Below are 17,821 nucleotides of genomic sequence, written 5' to 3' on the forward strand. Positions count from 1 at the left end.
AACGTAAGATTTTTTATTTCTAAGAGCGCTTAGCACCTTCTGTTCTAGATTAGAGTTATCCGTATAAGCAGCAAGGTATGGCTCTCGTTCTGTTGCTTTTGATGCAACATTCAACTCTTTTTGTGATTGTTCAACCTTGAGATCTTCTTTTTGAAGTTTTGAAAAACTTGTCTTTGCTCTATCCCAAAGGGATTCAATCTTCTCTTTTTGTTTTTGCAACCATTCTTTATTAAAATCAACGTAAGAGGCTATTTTTTCCCCTAAACCTTGAGAAACATCAATCCCTCTATTCTTTGTAAATTTGGCTATATAATCTCTATAATCAGGAGATTCAGAAAAATCGAGAGTTGTTGTTTTAACACCAGACCTAGAAAGAGCTGCTACCAATTTTTCATAGGTATTAGCATGATCAGACCGCTTGATAGCATCAACAAAAGAAGGATCACCGCGTTCTATTAAATCAACATTAAAAACATTTCTTTTAATTTCTTTATTATTAACAACAATAGTTTCTTTATCTTGACGAAGTGATATCTTGTCGCCAAGCTCAATACGAGCCCCATCTATCGCAGAGGGAAGATTTACACCATAAACACGTTCAATTCCACGGAAAGTTGCTATATCCGCATAAGGTGTTTCGGTTTTGGCAGTTTCACTAAAAGAAGCATACCCAGCTTCTACAAGTTCACCAGTGATTGTACCTTTAACCTGTTTGTGTTCGTGTAATCGAACGTTTTTAAAATCCTCTTCGGCTACATAAAGATGTGACTGATGCCTATGTCGAGACATTGCAACATAGGAGAGATGTTGATCCATAGATGAGGAGGCTAAAACAAAGACATTATCAACGGTAACTCCTTGACTCTTATGAACCGTAGCCGCATATCCATGATCAACGTTTTGATAAGTCTGATTGGAGAAAACAACCTCCTTACCAGAGTCAAGACGCACTTTTAAGAGCGGTTTTCCTCTTTCATTTTGTGTAGACAAAACAGTTCCCAACATACCATTTTTAACTTTTTGCTTTCCTAATTCTGGGGCATATCTTTCTTCAAATTGAGCATTTTCAAGAAAGATAATTCTGTCACCAACAACAAATTCCCTACGCCCCTTAAGAGTATCAAAATTTGTGACGCTTGCACTATCTTCAAATTTAAGTAAACTAGCATCTTTAAGAGCGGTTCTAATTTCTTCATTTAATTTTTTTACAGACGCATTTGTATGAGCAAGAACAAGTAATTCGTCACCCCGTAAAGTTTTGCCTTCTTCCTCACATTTTTGTTCTACTTTCCTTCGTGTATCCATCCAATCTTTAACAAGAGTATTTATGGCTTGGTCACGCGTTTTAGTCTCATGAATGAATCCTCTATTTTTATAATGATCTAAAGCTTCCTTTACTTGTCCACGTGCAAACTGTCGTGATGCATCTTGCCCCCATTCTTCTTTTTGTCTTCTGATACCCGATAATTCTACATAACCAATATTATCAACTACAGCGCGAAATGCCGCTCCAGCCTCAATGGGTTGCAACTGCATATTATCACCAACAAGAACAATTTTTGCGCCTGCTTTTTCAACTTTTTGGACAAAATGCGAAAGTTGTTTTGAAGAAACCATTCCAGCTTCATCAATGACAAAAACATCACCAACCCGTAATTCATCTTTTCTATTTTTCCACGCTAATTCCCACGCAGCAAGAGTTTTACTTTTTATCTTTGAAGATTCTTCAAGACCTTCCGCAGCCTTCCCCGCAAGCGCTGCTCCAAATACACGCTTCCCACTATTAACCCACGCAATATTTGCGGCTTCCAATAGAGTGGATTTTCCAGCACCAGCATAACCAACAACCGCCGCAATACCTTTATCATCTGTAATATGTTGAACGGCTAATTTTTGTTCTTCTGAAAATTTAAATCTATTACTTTTATCTTTATTCTCAACAGACTTTATTGCCTCTAAAACCTGTTTATCTTTTACACCGTATCCTGTCGTTTGAGACAACGAAACAACACACCGCTCCATATCATATTCGTTTTTTAATATTTCTTTTGTTGAATAAATGATCTTATGAGGATTGGAATGATCTTTAATTTTAATCAGGTTATTGCTTTGTTCTAAACGCACCATAATATCATTAAAGTCATTTGAATTATCAACATATCTATTAATGATCTTAGCAAGATCACCACGATTAAATGTCGACTTCTCAAATGAAATCAACTTCAATACTTCATTAGGGTTTTCTTTAATTTTCTCTACAGATCTCTGTTTTATTTTTTCATTGGCTTGTACCGCATTGCTAGCAAGTCCTTTTTTACCCATTGCATAAGCAGATTGCCCCAAATGAATGGTCGGTTCTATGGATAAACCACGCTCTTTGTAAGAACGCATATCTACTTTTATATCATGACCCGCAAGTGCAAGATGCCTCGTTGCAATCTCACCCCATGAGTTGCGTAAATTCTTCAATGCATCTTTATGACCTATGACGGTTTCATAAACTATACGCTCTTCTTTTCTTATAGCATTCCCTTGTCTATCACGAATAGTAACAAGAGATTTTTTTACTGTTCCATCTTCATTTAAGACAGCTATTTTTTTGGGACCAAAACCATTTTCTAAAACTGGACGTAAAGTATGCATAATATGCACATGTGGATTTCCTTCCTTGTCATGAAAAACCCAATCAGAAACAAGACCACGTGATGAAAAGTTTTCTTTTACAAAGTCTCGTACAAGAGAAATATTTTGATCTCGTGATAACTCTAATGGCAACGCTATAACTATTTCTCTTGCCAACTGTCCATTCACGCGCTCACTATTTTGCACAGTGTTCCACAGCCATTCACTTTTTTTATCATTTGTATCAAAATAACTGAGTTGTTGTGTAATCCACTTTGGAGAACCTTCTGGAATATTCATTTCTGAATGTACAAGGTCTCTATCTTTATCATATCTATGCGTATGAGATCCTTCTAACTCATCAAACATCCTTGTCCTATGGCGATAGGCAGCCGCCGAAATTGCTGATTTTCCAGCACCAATAATTTTAGCTTGTAAATGTGTACTTGCCATAAGATATAATTACAAAAAATTGTGTTTATTTCACAGAAATAATCTATAGCATAAAACGTTTTACTTTAAAACGTATAATTGCGCCTTCAAAAATCTTTTGAAAAAAGACATTTTTTCAGGAGCGCATAAATGCGCACTATTAAGTATTGTTATTGGAGATTTGTTCTGTTAAGTAAAAATAAAGATTAAAAAATAAAAGAGAGTTTGAAATGTCACGTAAATCTTTAGAAAAACTTATGGAAGAAAAAAAAGCTCTGGAAGAAAAAAGTAAAAAACTTCTTGAAAGAATTAAAGCTGCTAAAAAACAAGAAGGGGAAAAAATTGCACTATTAGCAGCTGAAGCGGGTTTAACAGAATTAAATATAACAAACGATCAATGGAAAAATATTTTCGAGGAGATTAAAGCCCGATTTCAAAAAGAACAGCAAAAAACTGAATAATCTTGGTAACTCTATAAAATCACTAAGACGCATTGAAAAAAGGAGGAGATTTTTGAGTGATGAAATAAGACGTAAAGATGCACGTGAAAAAATTATTCTAGGCGGTCTTGTCGTAAAGGCTGGTCTTAAAAATGCTGATAAGTCTTTTATTTTAGGATGTTTAATTCATGCTGCAAAACTTGATATAAATTCAAATGAATATAAAAATTTACAAAAAATAGGACAACATTCTTTTACCGATACGCGGGGTCAAAATGATAAACAATCTAGATCGTAAACAAATCATATTTTTAATATGTCCTTTCCTCTTTTCAATCATAATTCTTTTTCTTGTAAACATAACAATAAATAACATTACAGAAAATGGTACTACCCAAGATGCTTATTGGTTTGTTCGTTCAAAACCTCTCGATATTCTCGTCCTTATTGCACTTTCATGTTCTTCATTTATTCTATTACAAAAAAGACATATAAGAAAAAATATCACCATAGCATCATTAATCTCCTTTTGTCTTTTTGCTGCCTACTACAGTATAAATGAATATATAAGACTAAGTCCTTATGTAGGACAAAATAACATGACATGGGCTGATGTTTTTCCTTTCTTTGATAGGATGGTTTTGAGCGGTTCAATCATTGGTATTATTATCCTTGGTTTCACGATGAATCTATCGTTGCCAAAAAAATCGCCTTTGAAAAAATCAAAAAATACGATCTTCGGCGACTCTCAATGGATGAATATAAAACAACTTGAAATGATCTTTCCAAGTGATGGTGAAGTAGTTATAGGAGAGCGCTATAGAGTCGACGAAGATGTTGTTAAAGATGTCCAATTTAATCCCAAAGACAAAACAACATGGGGGAAAGGTGGTAGCCAGCCATTGTTAACATACAAACTTGATTTTGATTCAACTCATATGTTATTTTTTGCTGGTTCTGGTGGTTATAAAACAACCAGCAATGTTATTCCAACTTGTCTCAAATATTCCGGTCCACTGATCGTTTTTGATCCTTCAACTGAAATCGCTCCAATCGTTGGAGAAGCACGACATAAATTAAACGAAAATACCGTACATGTTCTTGCTCCTCATGGAACTTCAACAAAAACTTTTAATCCTTTAGATTGGTTATTAGATGAAAGCATTCCAGCCTATGAAAGGGAAGCGGGTTTAGTTGAGATTGCTAGACTCCTTCTTTCCGAAAACCATAAATCAACTTCAACCGATCAATTCTTTGTATCACACGCACATAATTTATTAACAGGACTACTTGCACATATCGTCTTTTCTGATGAGTACAAGTCAGAGGCAAAAAACTTAAAAACACTTCGTATGATTGTATCGGAACCAGAACCATCGGTTATTGGAAAATTGCAATCAATACAATCAAGTTCTTCATCGCAATTCATTCGTGAAACTCTTGGGGTCTTTACCAATATGGCACCGCAAACTTTCTCTGGTGTTTATGCTACTGCTTCTAAGGATACCCAATGGCTTTCCCTTGATAATTATGCCGACCTTATAAGTGGTAACGACTTTAAAACAACTGATGTCGCAAAAGGAAATATCGATATCTTTTTGAATATTCCGTCCAAAATTCTAAAATCTTACCCTGGTGTGGGACGCATTCTTGTCGGTTCTCTTCTCAAAGCTATGGAAGCCGCAAATGGAAACTATGAAAAAAGAGTCCTCTTTGTTTTAGATGAGATTGATCTGTTAGGATATATGAACATCTTAGAAGAAGCTCGTGACCGTGGGCGTAAGTATGGAATATCTCTCATGCTCTTTTACCAATCTGTAGGACAAATTGAACGTCACTTTGGTTCATCAGGTGCTATGGCATGGTTTGAAAGTTGTGCTTTTGTAAGTTATGCCGCTATTAAAGATATTAAAACAGCTGAAAATATATCAAAGGCATGTGGTAAAATGACTGTTGAAGTTCATGGCAAAAGCAAAACCCTAGGGACATCAGGAGCAAAAGGAACTGAAAGTCTAAATGTCCAGCAGAGACCTTTAATTTATCCTCATGAAATCACCCAAGAAATGCGAAAAGACGAACAGATCATTCTCATGCAAGGGCAGCCCCCTATTCGTTGCGGACGTGCCATATATTTCAGAAGAAAGGATTTAAGGGCTCTTGCTAACAAAAATAGATTTGCCCCTAAATAATAATATCTCCTAAATAGAACTCACTTCGTTCGTCCATAATCAATAAAATGAGAGGCTATCCGCCTCTCAAACTCTCTGGAACGCTCACCAAAATCATGAGATCAGACCCGCGTTCAATGAGAGGACTAACAATCCTAGGTTCTTAGTGTCAAGGAAACCATTACATGGCGCCTAAAGGCGTCCTTGACAAAGAACCTAACGTCTTGTTTCGTCCCTCTCACGCGGCTCCGAAATCATGATTAGAAGGGAGAGCTTTTAGGGGTGCCTAAACAGCACCTTATAGTATGAAAAAAACATTTGATTTCTTAACTACGTGGATAAAAAAATTATTTGTAAAATAGTGGAGGTTATGGACGGCTTTGTTGTTTTTGTCATACCTAAAAGGCAAAAATAGATTTGAAAAGGAATGGATTACAATGCCTCAACATCCTATGGCTATAATAGCGAAAAGTAATTTAAACGGATCTGATCTCAAGGTGTTTTTCATTCTGGCTTCTCGTCTTGATTTCGAAAATCTATTAGTCGTCAATCAAACGGAATTGGCTAAAAAAGTTGGTATTACCAGACATCACTTTAATCGAAGCGTAAAAAGACTAATAGCTATGGATATTCTTTTGGAAGGTCCTCGTATTGGTATTAATAGATCCTACCGTCTCAACCCAAACCTTGGTTGGAAAGGTAGTGCTAAAATCCACAAAATAGCTCTTAGAAAGAACTTAAAAAATCGCATGAAAGCAGCCGGTATTCAAGGTGTATATGAGAATAGAAAACCTTTAGAAATGGACATCAGTAATCAAATAGATCTTGAAGATTATCTTAGATGAAAAAATAATTAGCTCCATTTATCCATAAAATAAGAGGCTACCACACCCTCATCAATTCAAAATCTGCTTTAGCAGGCATTTTTGATGCTTAAAATATACAGATACAGAAGAGAGAATAAAAAATTAATAAAAGCATAGTAGTTACGCTTCACAATGTTACCAATAATGGTAACATTGGAGAGCTTGACGAACATTCTCTAATAAGCTTTTACTTGAAAAGCATAAGATCAGAACCGGGAGGAGCTAACCGTAATAGGAGCGTATCGTACCCCCAATTGACAGCTAAACTTAGAAATATCAAAACTATATAACCAATAACCATTGCTGTTTGGTGTTCAAAAGGTGCAGAACCCGCTACATATCCAGTAAAAAAAATAAATAACACTAGTAAACTCCCCCCTGCTATAAACTCTGTTAAAATAATAACCGGTTTACGAATAAGCAAAAGAAAAAGGAAAAGGGGAAAAAGGCAAATTTTCAATATCTTATGTAATATTTTATAAACGATAGAAAACACTCTACGCATTATAGTTATTAAAATTAATTGTTTGGAATTTGGATTTTTCTCTTTTTTATTTAATTTATTAGTAGATAGAGTGTCCATTACCCCCTCCAATATTTTTATCTATAAAACGCTTTATGGCTATATGATACGTTTTATTTTATTCACGATTATTTATATACCTATATAGATAATTATTTCAATTTTATGATTTTTTAGTGCTTAATGAACTTCTTTAGGTTAATAATGTTTTGAATTGACACCTATAAAGGCGTCGGGCGCTCAAAACACAGCCTAAAGTCTGTTGTTATGCTTTCCCCGTAAAGGTATTATATGACATAACCACACCCGACAAAATCATTATACGTTTTTAAAACATACAAAGACAGTCGGTTTTTGAAAAGCAAAGAAGATTGTTTCGTAATCTATTCGCTTTAGGATTAGTGTTTTGATCACTTAAGTATTTATATAGCAAAATACCCATTTATTGTCAACTATTTTTTGTCTTTTTTTATAATATTTTCAAATATTTATCTCATAAAATAGCTTATAATTTTTATCTCTTTCTTTTGTAGTATTTGCCCCTAAAAGCTCTCCCTTCTAATTATGATTTCGGAGCCGCGTGAGAGGGACGAAACAAGCCGTTAGGTTCTTTGTCAAGGACGCCGTTAGGCGCCATGTAATGGTCTCCTTGACACTAAGAACCAAGACTTGTTAGTCCTCTCATTAAAAGCGGATCTGATGTCATGATTTTGGTGAGCGTTCTAGAGAGTTTGAGAGGCAGATAGCCTCTCATTAAAAAATAAAGTTTGTAAATAAAAACTATTTTTATTGTCAATCTACTGAAATTCTTCTATGAATTAATCAATGTGTTGATTGCATACGCAACAATCAACAAGGGATTAAAAGCCTTAAATTATAGCGTTAGAATTAGCTCACTATGTTGGGCTTCCCGGAGTTCCGGGAGTTTTTGTTATGTCCAGGTGCTTTTCAGCACTAAAAGCAAAAAGCTGACTATAATTCAGTACTTTTAACTCCCGGAATACCAATGCGAGGGCGCTCGCACCCGGTAGGGGGGAATTTAAAGTGCAAAACAAAACTCCACATTTTAATGACATTTCTGTAGGCAAAAGAATTCGTCATAAACGCATTTCAATGGGAATTTCTCAGACCGAATTAGGAAACAAATTAGGAGTAAGCTTCCAACAAATCCAAAAATATGAAAAAGGCTCAAATCGTGTAGGAGCTGGACGCTTGCAGGAAATCGCTAACATACTAGATGTTCATATCTCCTTTTTTTATACCGATATTTCACAAAAAAGAAATATTCCGTACCCTTATGATGAAGAAATTTCCAGTAAAGAAGAATATTTCCTTTTAAAAGGTTTTAGAAAACTTAATCCTAAAAAACAGAAAGCAGTTTTGTGTTTGTTTTCTGAATAAAATGAAAACTTTTAAAATTATAGCGTACAAACTAATCGCTCTGTTTATAAGCATTCATTAATATTTCTAGAAAATCACCATGGCGATATCGCTCTTGTTTAGCCATCAATTTAAAACGATTAATGATATTTACGCTAGCTTTGATATTTAATTGTATCTCAACTGACTGTTCACGACTTGGGAAAGTTGCTGCCTTATCTATCTCTTTGCGTTGTACAATGTTTAAAGAAGATTGAGTTTGTCGTGGTTTAAAATCATCAAGTTCTGAAAAATTTAATGGTTTTCTTTCTGTACTCATTCTTTAATTTCCTTTCTCTTGAACTTTTTTTAGCTTTGTAATGACTTCAGCAACAAATGCTTCAACATTGCCAATCGCAGTTTCTAAATTATTAACTTCCTTTGGATTGAGATTACGATGTGAACCTCCAGTTGCAAAGATTGCGGAAAAAGCATCACGTTCATTGATTTCTGTTTCAAAAACATCAAGTTCTGGGTTTTTTCTAAATTGAGATGATACAAAACGAGCAGTTCTGGATTTTGCAACAACTTTAGATTGCGTAAACAAAACAGAATAAGCGATAAGACGCCGGACAGCTTTCATATCTCTGTGAATTTCTTTTATAATTTCGATAGCTGCTATAGCATCTTGCTGTTGTTCCTTCATAGGAACAATTACAAAATCAGATTGACTAATTGCATAACTAGTTAAGCGTGATGCTGTACCTTCTAGATCAACAATTACGAATGGATCTCTAGTAGATGCAATTTCTATTTCATCTAAAATAGTTTTTTCGGATTCATTAGTAACGACAGTAAGATTATCTGGTTTACCCGGCAATTCAGACCAAGTGGTAATAGGATGTCGAGGATCAGCATCTATAATTGTAACAGGTTTAGCATGTGCAAGTTCACAAGCAAGGAGCAAAGCAGATGTTGTTTTTCCACTCCCCCCCTTGGAATTAGCAAAGGATATGACAGGCATTTAGTTACTTTCTAAATAGAATATAGTATTATATAGTATTATACCATAAGGTATAATAAAGTATTAAAATATACCCTTTATAAGGAAAAAAAATGACCAATAAACCCTTTCAAAATCATAACGATAAAGTTTTTAAAAACGTTAGCAAATTTTTTGAAACTTTTAATCAAAAAATAGATTGTTTTAACAAACCCGATACAATACAGCGTGATGGATTTACAGAAGTTAAAACAAAAAGAGGAGATAGGAAAAAAATAATTTTTCTATGAGAAGTTCGTCAGTTAAGTTTACTATACCTTATGGTATTATATAGTATGGTATAGTACTATACTAAAAGATACCTTTATGTTCTTGGCATGGTAATGATAGGCTTTATTTTTGTAAGCTTGATGTTTTTACGTTCAATAAATAAACGTAAGGTGTTCACACTAACTCCTAATGTCTTAGCAATACGGCTCTGTGATAAACCAACATTTATAAATGCTTGAATTTCATCAATATGATTGTCCAGCTTTAATTGCGTAGCTTTACTTCCTTTTGGCCGGCCAAGTTTTATTCCTCGTTGACGAGCAACATTTAACGCTTCTTTTGTGCGTGTTTGAATTAAATGCCGTTCAATTTGTGATACCATACCCAATACGTTTGCAATGATATCGCTTTGTAAACTTCCATCCATGATAAGGTTTTGTTTCGTTATATGCACAATTAAACCACGTTCACTGGCTGCTTTGAGAATTTCTAAAACAGCAAGAGAAGAACCAGCTATACGAGAAAACTCCGGTGTGAGTAAAACATCACCACACTCCGCTTTTTCAATTAAAGCACCAAGTTTACGCTTACGCCAATCTTTTCCTCTACTTGCAATTTCTTCCTCAATATGAAGTGGTGCAAAGCCATTTTTATTAGCATATTCTAACAATCCGAATTTTTGATTTTCTGTATCTTGTCCATCACGAGAAACACGTAAATAAGCATAAAATTTTGGCATTTTCAGTAAAAAGGTTATTTTTGATTAAAACTGATATATTATTGCATAGAAAAAATAGGAATTAAATATACAATTTTCGTTCATAAAAAATGATCGTTTTTTCTGATATTAGAAGTTGTTATATGTGTTTTTTAATTTCATTTTTTTAAGAACGGAAAAAACAATTAATCATATACGCAGTTCTGAATGGGAACCAAGACGTAATAATTCTAATGTATTAGTTTCAGGCTTTCTATAAAGCAAAATAAGATCTGGTTTAATATGGCAATTATAACAATCGTGCCAACCCCGCCAAGCACCTATCATCCTATGATCTTTAAAACGTACTTCCAATGGTTTGTCTTTTGCCAATGTTTCAATCACAAGGAGTAAGTCTGTTTTTAATATGTGAGCGTGCTTTCCTTTTTTTTCACGTTTAACATCACGCCGAAATAATCTAGTGCTGATAATTTCCCTCATATGTCTTGGCTTAAGCGCGCTTTTTTAATTCGTTTTTTTTATCTTCATCATTGCAGATCATGTTTCGCAAATCATCTAATGACATACTTTCCATACACCCATCCTCTGCATCCTTGATAGCTTGTAGCGTTTCTGGAGAAGGTTGAAAAAGATCAAGCGGTAAAACTTCATTTTTAGCAATATATACCATCAACATACGTACAGCATCGGAAATAGTTAAACCCGTAGATTGAATAACCTCTTCTGAAACGTGTTTGATAGCATCTGGGACATGGACTTGAATTCTTGCCATTATCCAAAGCTCCTTTTCATTTAAGCTAGTTTTAGTTCACTTTACAGATTGATGAATTTTGACATTACCTTCAGTTCTAAATAAATAAACAGGCAAGGCTTTATCTACAGCAATATTTGTTAAAAACATACATACGACATCAGATATAGTTAGACCTGCTTCTTCAATAACAGCACTTGCGGAAACATTTATATCATCATGAATTCGTACCTGAATTCTTGCCATTATCTAAAACTCCTCTTCAGTTGAAGTACATTGTACTCAAATAATGTCTTTTTGTATATCTATCAAGAGTTAAAATTGAGAATTTTTCTTACTTAAATTATTAACCATTAGTATTAGCCTTATCAGGCGAACATTTAAGCAGTTTATCCATAACGCCATAAAACTTTATCCGTTAGAAAATGAGAAATAAAAAAGAAAATAGATTAAATTTTTAAATGTTGAGAACGCTGTTGAATAACATTGATGATTGCATCAAAAACTTCAGAACGCAAACCTTTACCCTCGAGTTCTTTCTTTAATTTTATTGCTTTATCATTGATTAAATCAGTCATTCTTTTTATTTGCTTTTTTAAGGACAATTGAGCGGATTTAGTATCCGCAACCATTTTATAAAAATGACGTAAATATATTTTTTTAGGTATATATTCTCCTCCTATTTTCATAGCCATTTTTTGAGATAAATCTGAATAAATAGCTGTGCTTAACAAATCATATGCAGGAGCAAGTTCTGGTTTTTTCTGTTGGTAAAGTAGTGAAAAGTTTTTGCCATGCGCATCGGCATTACCAATTAAATAATTAAAAATAATTATATTAAGGAAATTCAGTTGATCAGCAGCAGGACGCAATGTATGCTGGAAAATAACGGTTTGACACGCAGCAATACTAGGTCCTCCTTCACATTCATATTTAAATTCTGGAGCTATACTAAGTGCTTGACAAAAATCCTCTTGATGAATACGCAAAACTGTTCCATTAGAAGATATTTGACGATCATATCGAGTGATGAGACAATAAGGTGTATTATTGACAAAATGTAAATACACTTCCGGCACATTAATACCCACGAGTTTTGCCAATTTCATACAAAAAAGCTCATTATGCGCACTATCATTAATATGTTCAATGAGAGGTTTCAAAATATGCGTGGTCGGATCACCCCCTTTAATGAGTTGAACACGATTATCTTTAAAGCCAACCGCTAATTTATCTTGTGCACCCGCAAGAGACAATCTGTAGCCATCTCCACCAGCAAGCATTGGACGACGTTTAATACACTCAAGAATTTCTTTCAATTGAGTATCATCAAGAGTTTCTACATCATCTGTTGGCAAATTTGGAACTTGTCCATGTGGATATAAAGCGAGAGCACCAGCACAATCTCCCCCAACAACTTCAAGCAAAGCAAAAGCATTTCGTTCAGAAAGACCTAAATAAGTTGCTAAACGATATCTTACATTATCATCGGGTAAGAGACCGGAAAAAAAGGCTTTTACTGCTTGACCTTTATAAGCTTCAACACGAGGAGGTAGGGAGACAGAGATGCCCTGTAAATCTTTATACAAATAATCAGTATCGTAGAGAAACGTGAGATCTCCACTTTTTTCTTGTTGTAATTGACCTACTAATTTTGCGTGTAAATAAACATCAAGTGTACGGGTCATAATTTTTCATTTTCAATCTGAATATCAAGACCAAGCATTGAAAGCACATGTATGGTTTTTCCAACATGACAAGACTCTTTGCCTCTTTCTAAATCACGGATAAAACGCACACCAACCCCTGATGTAGCTGCTAACTGTTCTTGTGTTAATCCTTGTTTTTTACGTGTATTTCTAACAATAAAACCCAATATTTTCATTCTGCTTTCAATCATAATCATCCCGAAAGGGATGATTATATCATTTCATGCTTTTATTACAAGAAAATAAACCTGTACGGGACGTTTTTATCCCATATACTCCTAAAGCCTTATCCCAAGAACAAAGAAGAGTGCATATTTTGCGTATACTTCATACAGAAAAAAATTCAGTAGTTAACTGTATCTAAATTGAATCCGGCTGTGTTTAATAGTTCAACAAGTTTTGGGAGCGTCTCTTTTACGTGTTCATTAAAAGGAATATAATTAATCCCTTCATAATCTAAAGGTACTTCAACATCTCGTTTTTTTAAAATAGCAATATTTCTGCAAGAAATTATAGGAAACAACATACCCATTTTAAAAATAACATTTTGATTAGCGCGCGGTTGTGCGTCTTTTTTATCAGCAGATTTTGCATAACCAATGTCATCGGGAGTAAGTAGCACAATACCAAATTTTGGAGAATTAGTTTGCATACTAATTTCTTGTTTAAAATCCTCAATAGTAGTTAAATCATCACTACCAAATTTCAGAACGTATGGTTCCAATCCAAGCTTAAAAAGAACACGTTCAGTTTGTTCTAAAATAGTATGATTATTATATACAATAAAAATTTTTGGCATTTGGATCTCCCCTAAAAAATATATGCATTTGACCCAGAGGGCTTATTATTCCTTATCAACGAATAATTGCGATAAAAATTTCTCCCAATCTATATTTTCCTTTAATTTATCATTAGTCTCTTTATCAAATTTTATTTGTTTACCATTTACAGTAAAATAAAATTCAACACTTTCGATATCATCATGATTGAGCATTTCCAACGCCTATAATTTTAATTATGTTACATTTTTTATAATATTTTCAAATATTTATCTCATAAAATAGCTTATAATTTTTATCTCTTTCTTTTGAAGTATATGCCCCTAAAAGCGCCCCTTCTAATCATGATTTCGGAGCCGCGTGAGATGGACGAAACAAGCCGTTAGGTTCTTTGTCAAGGACGCCGTTAGGCGCCATGTAATGGTCTCCTTGACATCAAGAACCTAGGATTGTTAGTCCCCTCATTAAACGCGGATCTGATGTCATGATTTTGGTGAGCGTTCCAGAGAGTTTGAGAGGCAGATAGCCTCTCATTAAAAAAGTATAAAGGATCTAATAAAATAATTGCTAAATAAAAATATCTTGTATATATCTTTTTTTGGAGGAAGAGGTTCTAAAAAGTTATCCCCGCTAGGATAAGTTGATCATTTATCTCTTTCTCTTTTTTTAAAATCAAAAATTTTTCTCATTTTCGACCTTCTTTACGCCTTTTAAAAATAAGGATTAATGGCACTAAAGATGAATAATTAAAATATTTATTTCGTATATAAATTATTATTTATGTAAATTTAAAAACTCCAATTACCTTATTTAAAAAACACTTTTTATGACATAATTAAATATTTTTTGCCTATTGTCCGGATTCTTTTTCCAAGTTAGCATAAGAAGACATCTCATTAAGAAAGGTTTTTCTGTGGAAGAAGAAGTAGCAAAAATCTATACAAATGATAGTAAGCATGAAAAATATCAAGATAAACTAGAATATTTGTTCGATCAACAGCATAAATATATGCAAGAATTTAGTAATACATTGGAGGCAAAAAAATTACATGATGTGCGAAGTGATTTGTACAATTATCTTCGTGATATTGGACAAAATGGTGATATATCGTTACTCATCAGTAGTGAGCGCTCTTTAACAGAAAATGATTTTATCCAATACGGTAACAGTAAAGCTATGATCAAAAGTTTCAAAAATGCTTTAGCTTATATAGATGTCATTAAAAAACATATAGCTCTTGTTAGTGATCCTGTACAATACCAATTTATAAATAAAACACATAGCTTACCCAAAAACCGAAAAGGTGGATTGCCTTATGATGAGGGGCGTAAAGCAATGGTATGGCATTATAAATGGCTAGAAGATACAGGATTATACTTTTCAACCTCAATTGAACTATCGATCAACGAAGCACGAAAAGATAATATGAAAGCAATTCAAAAACTTTACGAACAAATGCAAGCAAAAGCTATCGATATAGATTTTTCATAATATTGGACAGGTAATTTCAAACTAACAATATCAGTATCGTATACTGAAAATATGCCATATTAGGATGCAATACGTTTTAATTTTTTATCTACTTTTTCCTTAAGCTCATAGTAACGAATGATAAAAAGACGCAGATCAATAGCCCTTGTTGAGCGAGTATATCGATCGTTATCATCTATATGTTGGCGACCAAAATATCCAAAATCCCATATTACAATCAACCCACAATCATACAAACTTGAAAGAAGTACACTAACACGTCCTGGACTACGAGTCATAAAACCAATATCTTGATTGCTTTTAAAAATAATAGGAACTCCACCTTTTTTAAAGGCTTTATCAGGCGTTATTTCTAATAAGGTAGAAAGAACAGAAGATTCTGCTCTACTAATTAAATCAATATGAGATAATCGATAAGCCAGCTTGCTTAATTTATTGCGGCTTATTGGTTTATATTCAACGTTCTCTGCTATTTTCTGATATTCTAGATGTTGTGCAGTGAAGCGCCGCCCTGTTGTTTTCTTTGTTTTATCCATTTATTTTTTCACTTTAATAAGATTTTTTATGCAAATTTTGACATTGTTAGATTATTTAACATTTTATTGAGTTCAAACTCAAACAAAGAGCTTTTTTCTTCGTTTAGCTTTATTTTCTGATTTTTTTCTAAGTTTAAACTATTTATTTCTTCTTGATCAGCTTGTTTCAATAAAGCGAATAAAGAACGCTCTAGATATAATTCTCCCTTTTTTTCTTTATCAATCATGCCGCGGAGATATCCTCCTGGTGATTTTACGAGTCCTCTAGCATATTTTTCAAAAATGATAGCAATTGCCAGAGCTGTTTTTTTAAGTCCCATGATTTTTGTAGCTTGTTCAGCGGCATGTTCTGAAACTTTAATCATTCTGTACATAGGATACATAGAATGTATCAAATCGCTTTCTGTTTGGAAACTACATTCAGAAAACAAGACGGCATTTGGTAAAGCCTTTTCTAGTATCTCCGGCTTAATTTGAGGCAATGTACTACCTTTTGAAGGAAGTGATGTTTCGGTTTTGCCGTTCTCTATATTTTCATAAGCCATTTTATCGTGACCGGAGGTCACATTAACGATTTGAGTGTGTTCAGAGTTATCTGAACACTCATTTTTGTTACAATTACAATTATAGTTAGAGGTTGTATTATGTAATTGCATAACATTTTTATTGTTTGTGCATAACATTTTTGTAAAAAATAAACGCTCTAAGAGCCAATTCAAAAGCTTAATAGCTTTTTCCAATTTAACGGTGGACGCTTTAAAAGGAGAACCAAGAACAGATTTAACTTTATTCATACGAATTAAAAACATTGAAGCAATAGGTGTAAATTTTATTTCTTCAATACGAAGCCGTAATCGACGACAAACGCCACAAAAGGTTCTAACCGCCATATCATGATGTTTCTTTTCTTCTTTACTCTTTAAAATAGAGTGCTGAAGTTCATGGTAACGCGCGATTAAAATGCTAAGATCAATACCACAAGCAATTGGTACATGATGAGCAGAACTAAAACCATAGCGTTTATAATTAGCAGAATCCCGCATCACAATAAGACCTTTATCAAAAAGGCGTGAAAGCAACCTACTTACGTGAACAGATGTACAACCAATTTCCAGACCAATTTGATGGTTGGTTTTAAAAACTATTGGAATTTTACCTTTTTCAAAATGCGTAACTGGTACAGTATTCAAAAGTTTAGCTAATAAATGGGCTTCTGTTCCTTTGATAAGATCAGTTATTGGTAAGTCTTGTACAAGAAAAAGAAGTTGGCTTCTAGTAATGTGGCCAATATCGGTATTATCAGCAATTTTTATATATTCCCAGTGCTTTGAAGTTAATTTTCTACCAGATGTTTTATTAACCATAATTTTTAAAACCTCTCATTGGAGGCAAAAAAATGCTAAAAATATCCCTTTTCTACAAAATTTCTCTTGCAGAATGCTTCACGATAAATTAAATTAGGAATTACTTTGTGGAATTTAATTTACCGTATATGTAGTACGGGCTTTTTAGAAACCCTTCTGTTAACGCAGTTGGGTTTTTATTTTTTTGCCATTATATTTCCCTCTATTTGAAACGACTCATAGCTTTGAAAAAAGCTTGTCAAGATAAAACGTATATTAAAAAAAAAAGATTTTCAATATGGTAAAGCTTTCAAACAACTGTTTTTTATGGCAATACAACCTAATACAACCTACAACAACAGCAAAGCGAAATAACATATAACCAAGGAAACGCGCTCTTATATCGCGCTGTAGAAAACAACCTATACGAGTAAATAAATTCTAAACACAATAATTTTTCTTTGCAAGAATTGTCCACCAAGGACTGTGTGTATGATGATTAACTTTTTTCTGATAAAGCTCGTAGTGGAATATTGACTTGATTTTTCAGTAGCGCTTGAAAGAACGTTTTATCAATAATGGTCAATGGGATTATAGCTCCCGTGATCTCTTCGCCAATCTTCTGGTTGTTGAAATTTGCGCGACCATAAAACATTTTGTGCTTTTAAAGCAGGTTTTTCTATTGTCTTTTCTTGTGCTTTAAAAAAAGAATTTTCATTATGTTGACTGAAATAAAAGTATCCTAAAATAATAATAAAAATTAAGACAATATATTTAGGCGCTGCTCGAAGATATTTTAAAAGTATCATT

At 33.6% G+C, this 17,821-nt stretch carries 21 protein-coding genes and 1 pseudogene; 7 read left to right on the plus strand and 15 right to left on the minus strand.

What is annotated here, in order from left to right; genetic code table 11:
• The coding region (traA, locus tag ACFIL2_RS09045) for a Ti-type conjugative transfer relaxase TraA (RefSeq protein WP_375680483.1) at positions 1-3,075 on the minus strand (3,075 nt) is incomplete at its 3' end.
• A 236-nt stretch (positions 3,076-3,311) separates the two neighbouring features.
• Here traA and ACFIL2_RS09050 point away from each other — a divergent pair.
• From ACFIL2_RS09050 to ACFIL2_RS09065, 4 genes are all read left to right on the plus strand, one after another.
• Positions 3,312-3,515, plus strand: a complete 204-nt coding sequence (locus ACFIL2_RS09050) for a TraC family protein (RefSeq protein ID WP_273783759.1) — start codon at positions 3,312-3,314, stop codon at positions 3,513-3,515.
• Between the two features lie 52 nt (positions 3,516-3,567).
• On the plus strand, positions 3,568-3,792 hold the full coding sequence (locus ACFIL2_RS09055; protein ID WP_012755123.1) for a conjugal transfer protein TraD: 225 nt from the start codon (positions 3,568-3,570) through the stop codon (positions 3,790-3,792).
• Positions 3,770-5,683: a Ti-type conjugative transfer system protein TraG gene (gene traG / locus ACFIL2_RS09060; RefSeq protein WP_375679293.1), complete on the plus strand. Its 1,914-nt coding sequence runs from the start codon at positions 3,770-3,772 to the stop codon at positions 5,681-5,683. Before ACFIL2_RS09055 ends, traG begins: the two co-directional genes overlap by 23 nt.
• A 416-nt stretch (positions 5,684-6,099) precedes the next feature.
• On the plus strand, positions 6,100-6,507 hold the full coding sequence (locus ACFIL2_RS09065) for a replication protein RepA (RefSeq protein WP_375679292.1): 408 nt from the start codon (positions 6,100-6,102) through the stop codon (positions 6,505-6,507).
• 208 nt (positions 6,508-6,715) lie between these two features.
• Here the strand turns inward: ACFIL2_RS09065 and ACFIL2_RS09070 are convergent, their stop codons facing one another.
• Positions 6,716-7,111, minus strand: coding sequence for a hypothetical protein (locus ACFIL2_RS09070; RefSeq protein ID WP_375680482.1), 396 nt, complete (start codon positions 7,109-7,111; stop codon positions 6,716-6,718).
• 984 nt (positions 7,112-8,095) lie between these two features.
• Between ACFIL2_RS09070 and ACFIL2_RS09075 the strand changes: the two genes are divergently transcribed.
• Positions 8,096-8,452, plus strand: a complete 357-nt coding sequence (locus ACFIL2_RS09075) for a helix-turn-helix domain-containing protein (protein WP_375679291.1) — start codon at positions 8,096-8,098, stop codon at positions 8,450-8,452.
• A 31-nt stretch (positions 8,453-8,483) separates the two neighbouring features.
• On the opposite strand, the gene ACFIL2_RS09080 is transcribed toward ACFIL2_RS09075, so the two are convergent.
• Complete coding sequence (locus tag ACFIL2_RS09080; RefSeq protein WP_273783773.1) at positions 8,484-8,750, minus strand: hypothetical protein; 267 nt, start codon at positions 8,748-8,750, stop codon at positions 8,484-8,486.
• A gap of 3 nt (positions 8,751-8,753) precedes the next feature.
• Positions 8,754-9,434: a ParA family protein gene (locus tag ACFIL2_RS09085; RefSeq protein WP_375612422.1), complete on the minus strand. Its 681-nt coding sequence runs from the start codon at positions 9,432-9,434 to the stop codon at positions 8,754-8,756.
• 92 nt (positions 9,435-9,526) lie between these two features.
• Here ACFIL2_RS09085 and ACFIL2_RS09090 point away from each other — a divergent pair, with 92 nt between their 5' ends.
• Positions 9,527-9,703 (plus strand): hypothetical protein, encoded by a 177-nt coding sequence (locus ACFIL2_RS09090; protein ID WP_375679290.1) that lies wholly within the window; start codon positions 9,527-9,529, stop codon positions 9,701-9,703.
• 74 nt (positions 9,704-9,777) lie between these two features.
• Here the strand turns inward: ACFIL2_RS09090 and ACFIL2_RS09095 are convergent, their stop codons facing one another.
• The 8 genes from ACFIL2_RS09095 to ACFIL2_RS09130 form a co-directional block, all read right to left on the minus strand.
• A complete protein-coding gene (locus ACFIL2_RS09095) occupies positions 9,778-10,422 on the minus strand; it encodes a recombinase family protein (RefSeq protein WP_375679405.1) in 645 nt (214 codons plus the stop codon).
• A 168-nt stretch (positions 10,423-10,590) separates the two neighbouring features.
• Positions 10,591-10,881 (minus strand): type II toxin-antitoxin system YafQ family toxin, encoded by a 291-nt coding sequence (locus tag ACFIL2_RS09100; protein WP_375618671.1) that lies wholly within the window; start codon positions 10,879-10,881, stop codon positions 10,591-10,593.
• A gap of 10 nt (positions 10,882-10,891) precedes the next feature.
• Positions 10,892-11,173, minus strand: coding sequence for a type II toxin-antitoxin system RelB/DinJ family antitoxin (locus ACFIL2_RS09105; RefSeq protein WP_375618670.1), 282 nt, complete (start codon positions 11,171-11,173; stop codon positions 10,892-10,894).
• 36 nt (positions 11,174-11,209) lie between these two features.
• Entirely contained in the window at positions 11,210-11,398 is a 189-nt protein-coding gene (locus tag ACFIL2_RS09110; RefSeq protein WP_375618669.1) for a type II toxin-antitoxin system RelB/DinJ family antitoxin, read from the minus strand.
• A 203-nt stretch (positions 11,399-11,601) separates the two neighbouring features.
• A complete protein-coding gene (locus ACFIL2_RS09115; RefSeq protein ID WP_375639729.1) occupies positions 11,602-12,840 on the minus strand; it encodes a type II toxin-antitoxin system HipA family toxin in 1,239 nt (412 codons plus the stop codon).
• Positions 12,837-13,052, minus strand: coding sequence for a type II toxin-antitoxin system Y4mF family antitoxin (locus ACFIL2_RS09120; RefSeq protein WP_100130413.1), 216 nt, complete (start codon positions 13,050-13,052; stop codon positions 12,837-12,839). The genes ACFIL2_RS09115 and ACFIL2_RS09120 overlap by 4 nt, the downstream gene beginning before the upstream one ends.
• 152 nt (positions 13,053-13,204) lie before the next feature.
• Positions 13,205-13,660, minus strand: a complete 456-nt coding sequence (locus ACFIL2_RS09125) for a TIR domain-containing protein (protein ID WP_375639727.1) — start codon at positions 13,658-13,660, stop codon at positions 13,205-13,207.
• Positions 13,661-13,705: 45 nt separating this feature from the next.
• Positions 13,706-13,855 (minus strand): hypothetical protein, encoded by a 150-nt coding sequence (locus ACFIL2_RS09130; RefSeq protein WP_187147397.1) that lies wholly within the window; start codon positions 13,853-13,855, stop codon positions 13,706-13,708.
• A gap of 698 nt (positions 13,856-14,553) precedes the next feature.
• On the opposite strand from ACFIL2_RS09130, the gene ACFIL2_RS09135 reads away from it, so the two are divergent.
• A complete protein-coding gene (locus ACFIL2_RS09135) occupies positions 14,554-15,132 on the plus strand; it encodes a hypothetical protein (RefSeq protein ID WP_375679296.1) in 579 nt (192 codons plus the stop codon).
• Between the two features lie 59 nt (positions 15,133-15,191).
• Here the strand turns inward: ACFIL2_RS09135 and ACFIL2_RS09140 are convergent, their stop codons facing one another.
• The 3 genes and pseudogenes from ACFIL2_RS09140 to ACFIL2_RS09150 form a co-directional block, all read right to left on the minus strand.
• On the minus strand, positions 15,192-15,668 hold the full coding sequence (locus ACFIL2_RS09140; RefSeq protein ID WP_375680481.1) for a helix-turn-helix domain-containing protein: 477 nt from the start codon (positions 15,666-15,668) through the stop codon (positions 15,192-15,194).
• A gap of 26 nt (positions 15,669-15,694) precedes the next feature.
• The gene (gene repC, locus ACFIL2_RS09145) at positions 15,695-17,032 is read right to left on the minus strand and encodes a replication initiation protein RepC (RefSeq protein WP_375680480.1); all 1,338 of its coding nucleotides are present in this window, start codon (positions 17,030-17,032) and stop codon (positions 15,695-15,697) included.
• 551 nt (positions 17,033-17,583) lie between these two features.
• Positions 17,584-17,821: pseudogene (locus ACFIL2_RS09150) on the minus strand (hypothetical protein); the annotation flags it as partial.

Source organism: Bartonella sp. AP30XZML (genome assembly GCF_042195945.1).
Classification (GTDB): domain Bacteria; phylum Pseudomonadota; class Alphaproteobacteria; order Rhizobiales; family Rhizobiaceae; genus Bartonella.

Excerpts from the sequence above, each read along its gene's own strand:
- ACFIL2_RS09115 (WP_375639729.1), bottom strand. The coding sequence starts at position 12,840 with ATGACCCGTACACTTGATGTTTATTTACACGCAAAATTAGTAGGTCAA.
- ACFIL2_RS09065 (WP_375679292.1), top strand. The coding sequence starts at position 6,100 with ATGCCTCAACATCCTATGGCTATAATAGCGAAAAGTAATTTAAACGGA.
- ACFIL2_RS09120 (WP_100130413.1), bottom strand. The coding sequence starts at position 13,052 with ATGATTGAAAGCAGAATGAAAATATTGGGTTTTATTGTTAGAAATACA.
- ACFIL2_RS09125 (WP_375639727.1), bottom strand. The coding sequence starts at position 13,660 with ATGCCAAAAATTTTTATTGTATATAATAATCATACTATTTTAGAACAA.
- ACFIL2_RS09085 (WP_375612422.1), bottom strand. The coding sequence starts at position 9,434 with ATGCCTGTCATATCCTTTGCTAATTCCAAGGGGGGGAGTGGAAAAACA.
- traG (WP_375679293.1), top strand. The coding sequence starts at position 3,770 with ATGATAAACAATCTAGATCGTAAACAAATCATATTTTTAATATGTCCT.
- repC (WP_375680480.1), bottom strand. The coding sequence starts at position 17,032 with ATGGTTAATAAAACATCTGGTAGAAAATTAACTTCAAAGCACTGGGAA.
- ACFIL2_RS09095 (WP_375679405.1), bottom strand. The coding sequence starts at position 10,422 with ATGCCAAAATTTTATGCTTATTTACGTGTTTCTCGTGATGGACAAGAT.
- ACFIL2_RS09070 (WP_375680482.1), bottom strand. The coding sequence starts at position 7,111 with ATGGACACTCTATCTACTAATAAATTAAATAAAAAAGAGAAAAATCCA.
- ACFIL2_RS09050 (WP_273783759.1), top strand. The coding sequence starts at position 3,312 with ATGGAAGAAAAAAAAGCTCTGGAAGAAAAAAGTAAAAAACTTCTTGAA.
- ACFIL2_RS09110 (WP_375618669.1), bottom strand. The coding sequence starts at position 11,398 with ATGGCAAGAATTCAGGTACGAATTCATGATGATATAAATGTTTCCGCA.
- ACFIL2_RS09130 (WP_187147397.1), bottom strand. The coding sequence starts at position 13,855 with ATGCTCAATCATGATGATATCGAAAGTGTTGAATTTTATTTTACTGTA.
- ACFIL2_RS09090 (WP_375679290.1), top strand. The coding sequence starts at position 9,527 with ATGACCAATAAACCCTTTCAAAATCATAACGATAAAGTTTTTAAAAAC.
- ACFIL2_RS09100 (WP_375618671.1), bottom strand. The coding sequence starts at position 10,881 with ATGAGGGAAATTATCAGCACTAGATTATTTCGGCGTGATGTTAAACGT.
- ACFIL2_RS09080 (WP_273783773.1), bottom strand. The coding sequence starts at position 8,750 with ATGAGTACAGAAAGAAAACCATTAAATTTTTCAGAACTTGATGATTTT.
- ACFIL2_RS09140 (WP_375680481.1), bottom strand. The coding sequence starts at position 15,668 with ATGGATAAAACAAAGAAAACAACAGGGCGGCGCTTCACTGCACAACAT.
- ACFIL2_RS09105 (WP_375618670.1), bottom strand. The coding sequence starts at position 11,173 with ATGGCAAGAATTCAAGTCCATGTCCCAGATGCTATCAAACACGTTTCA.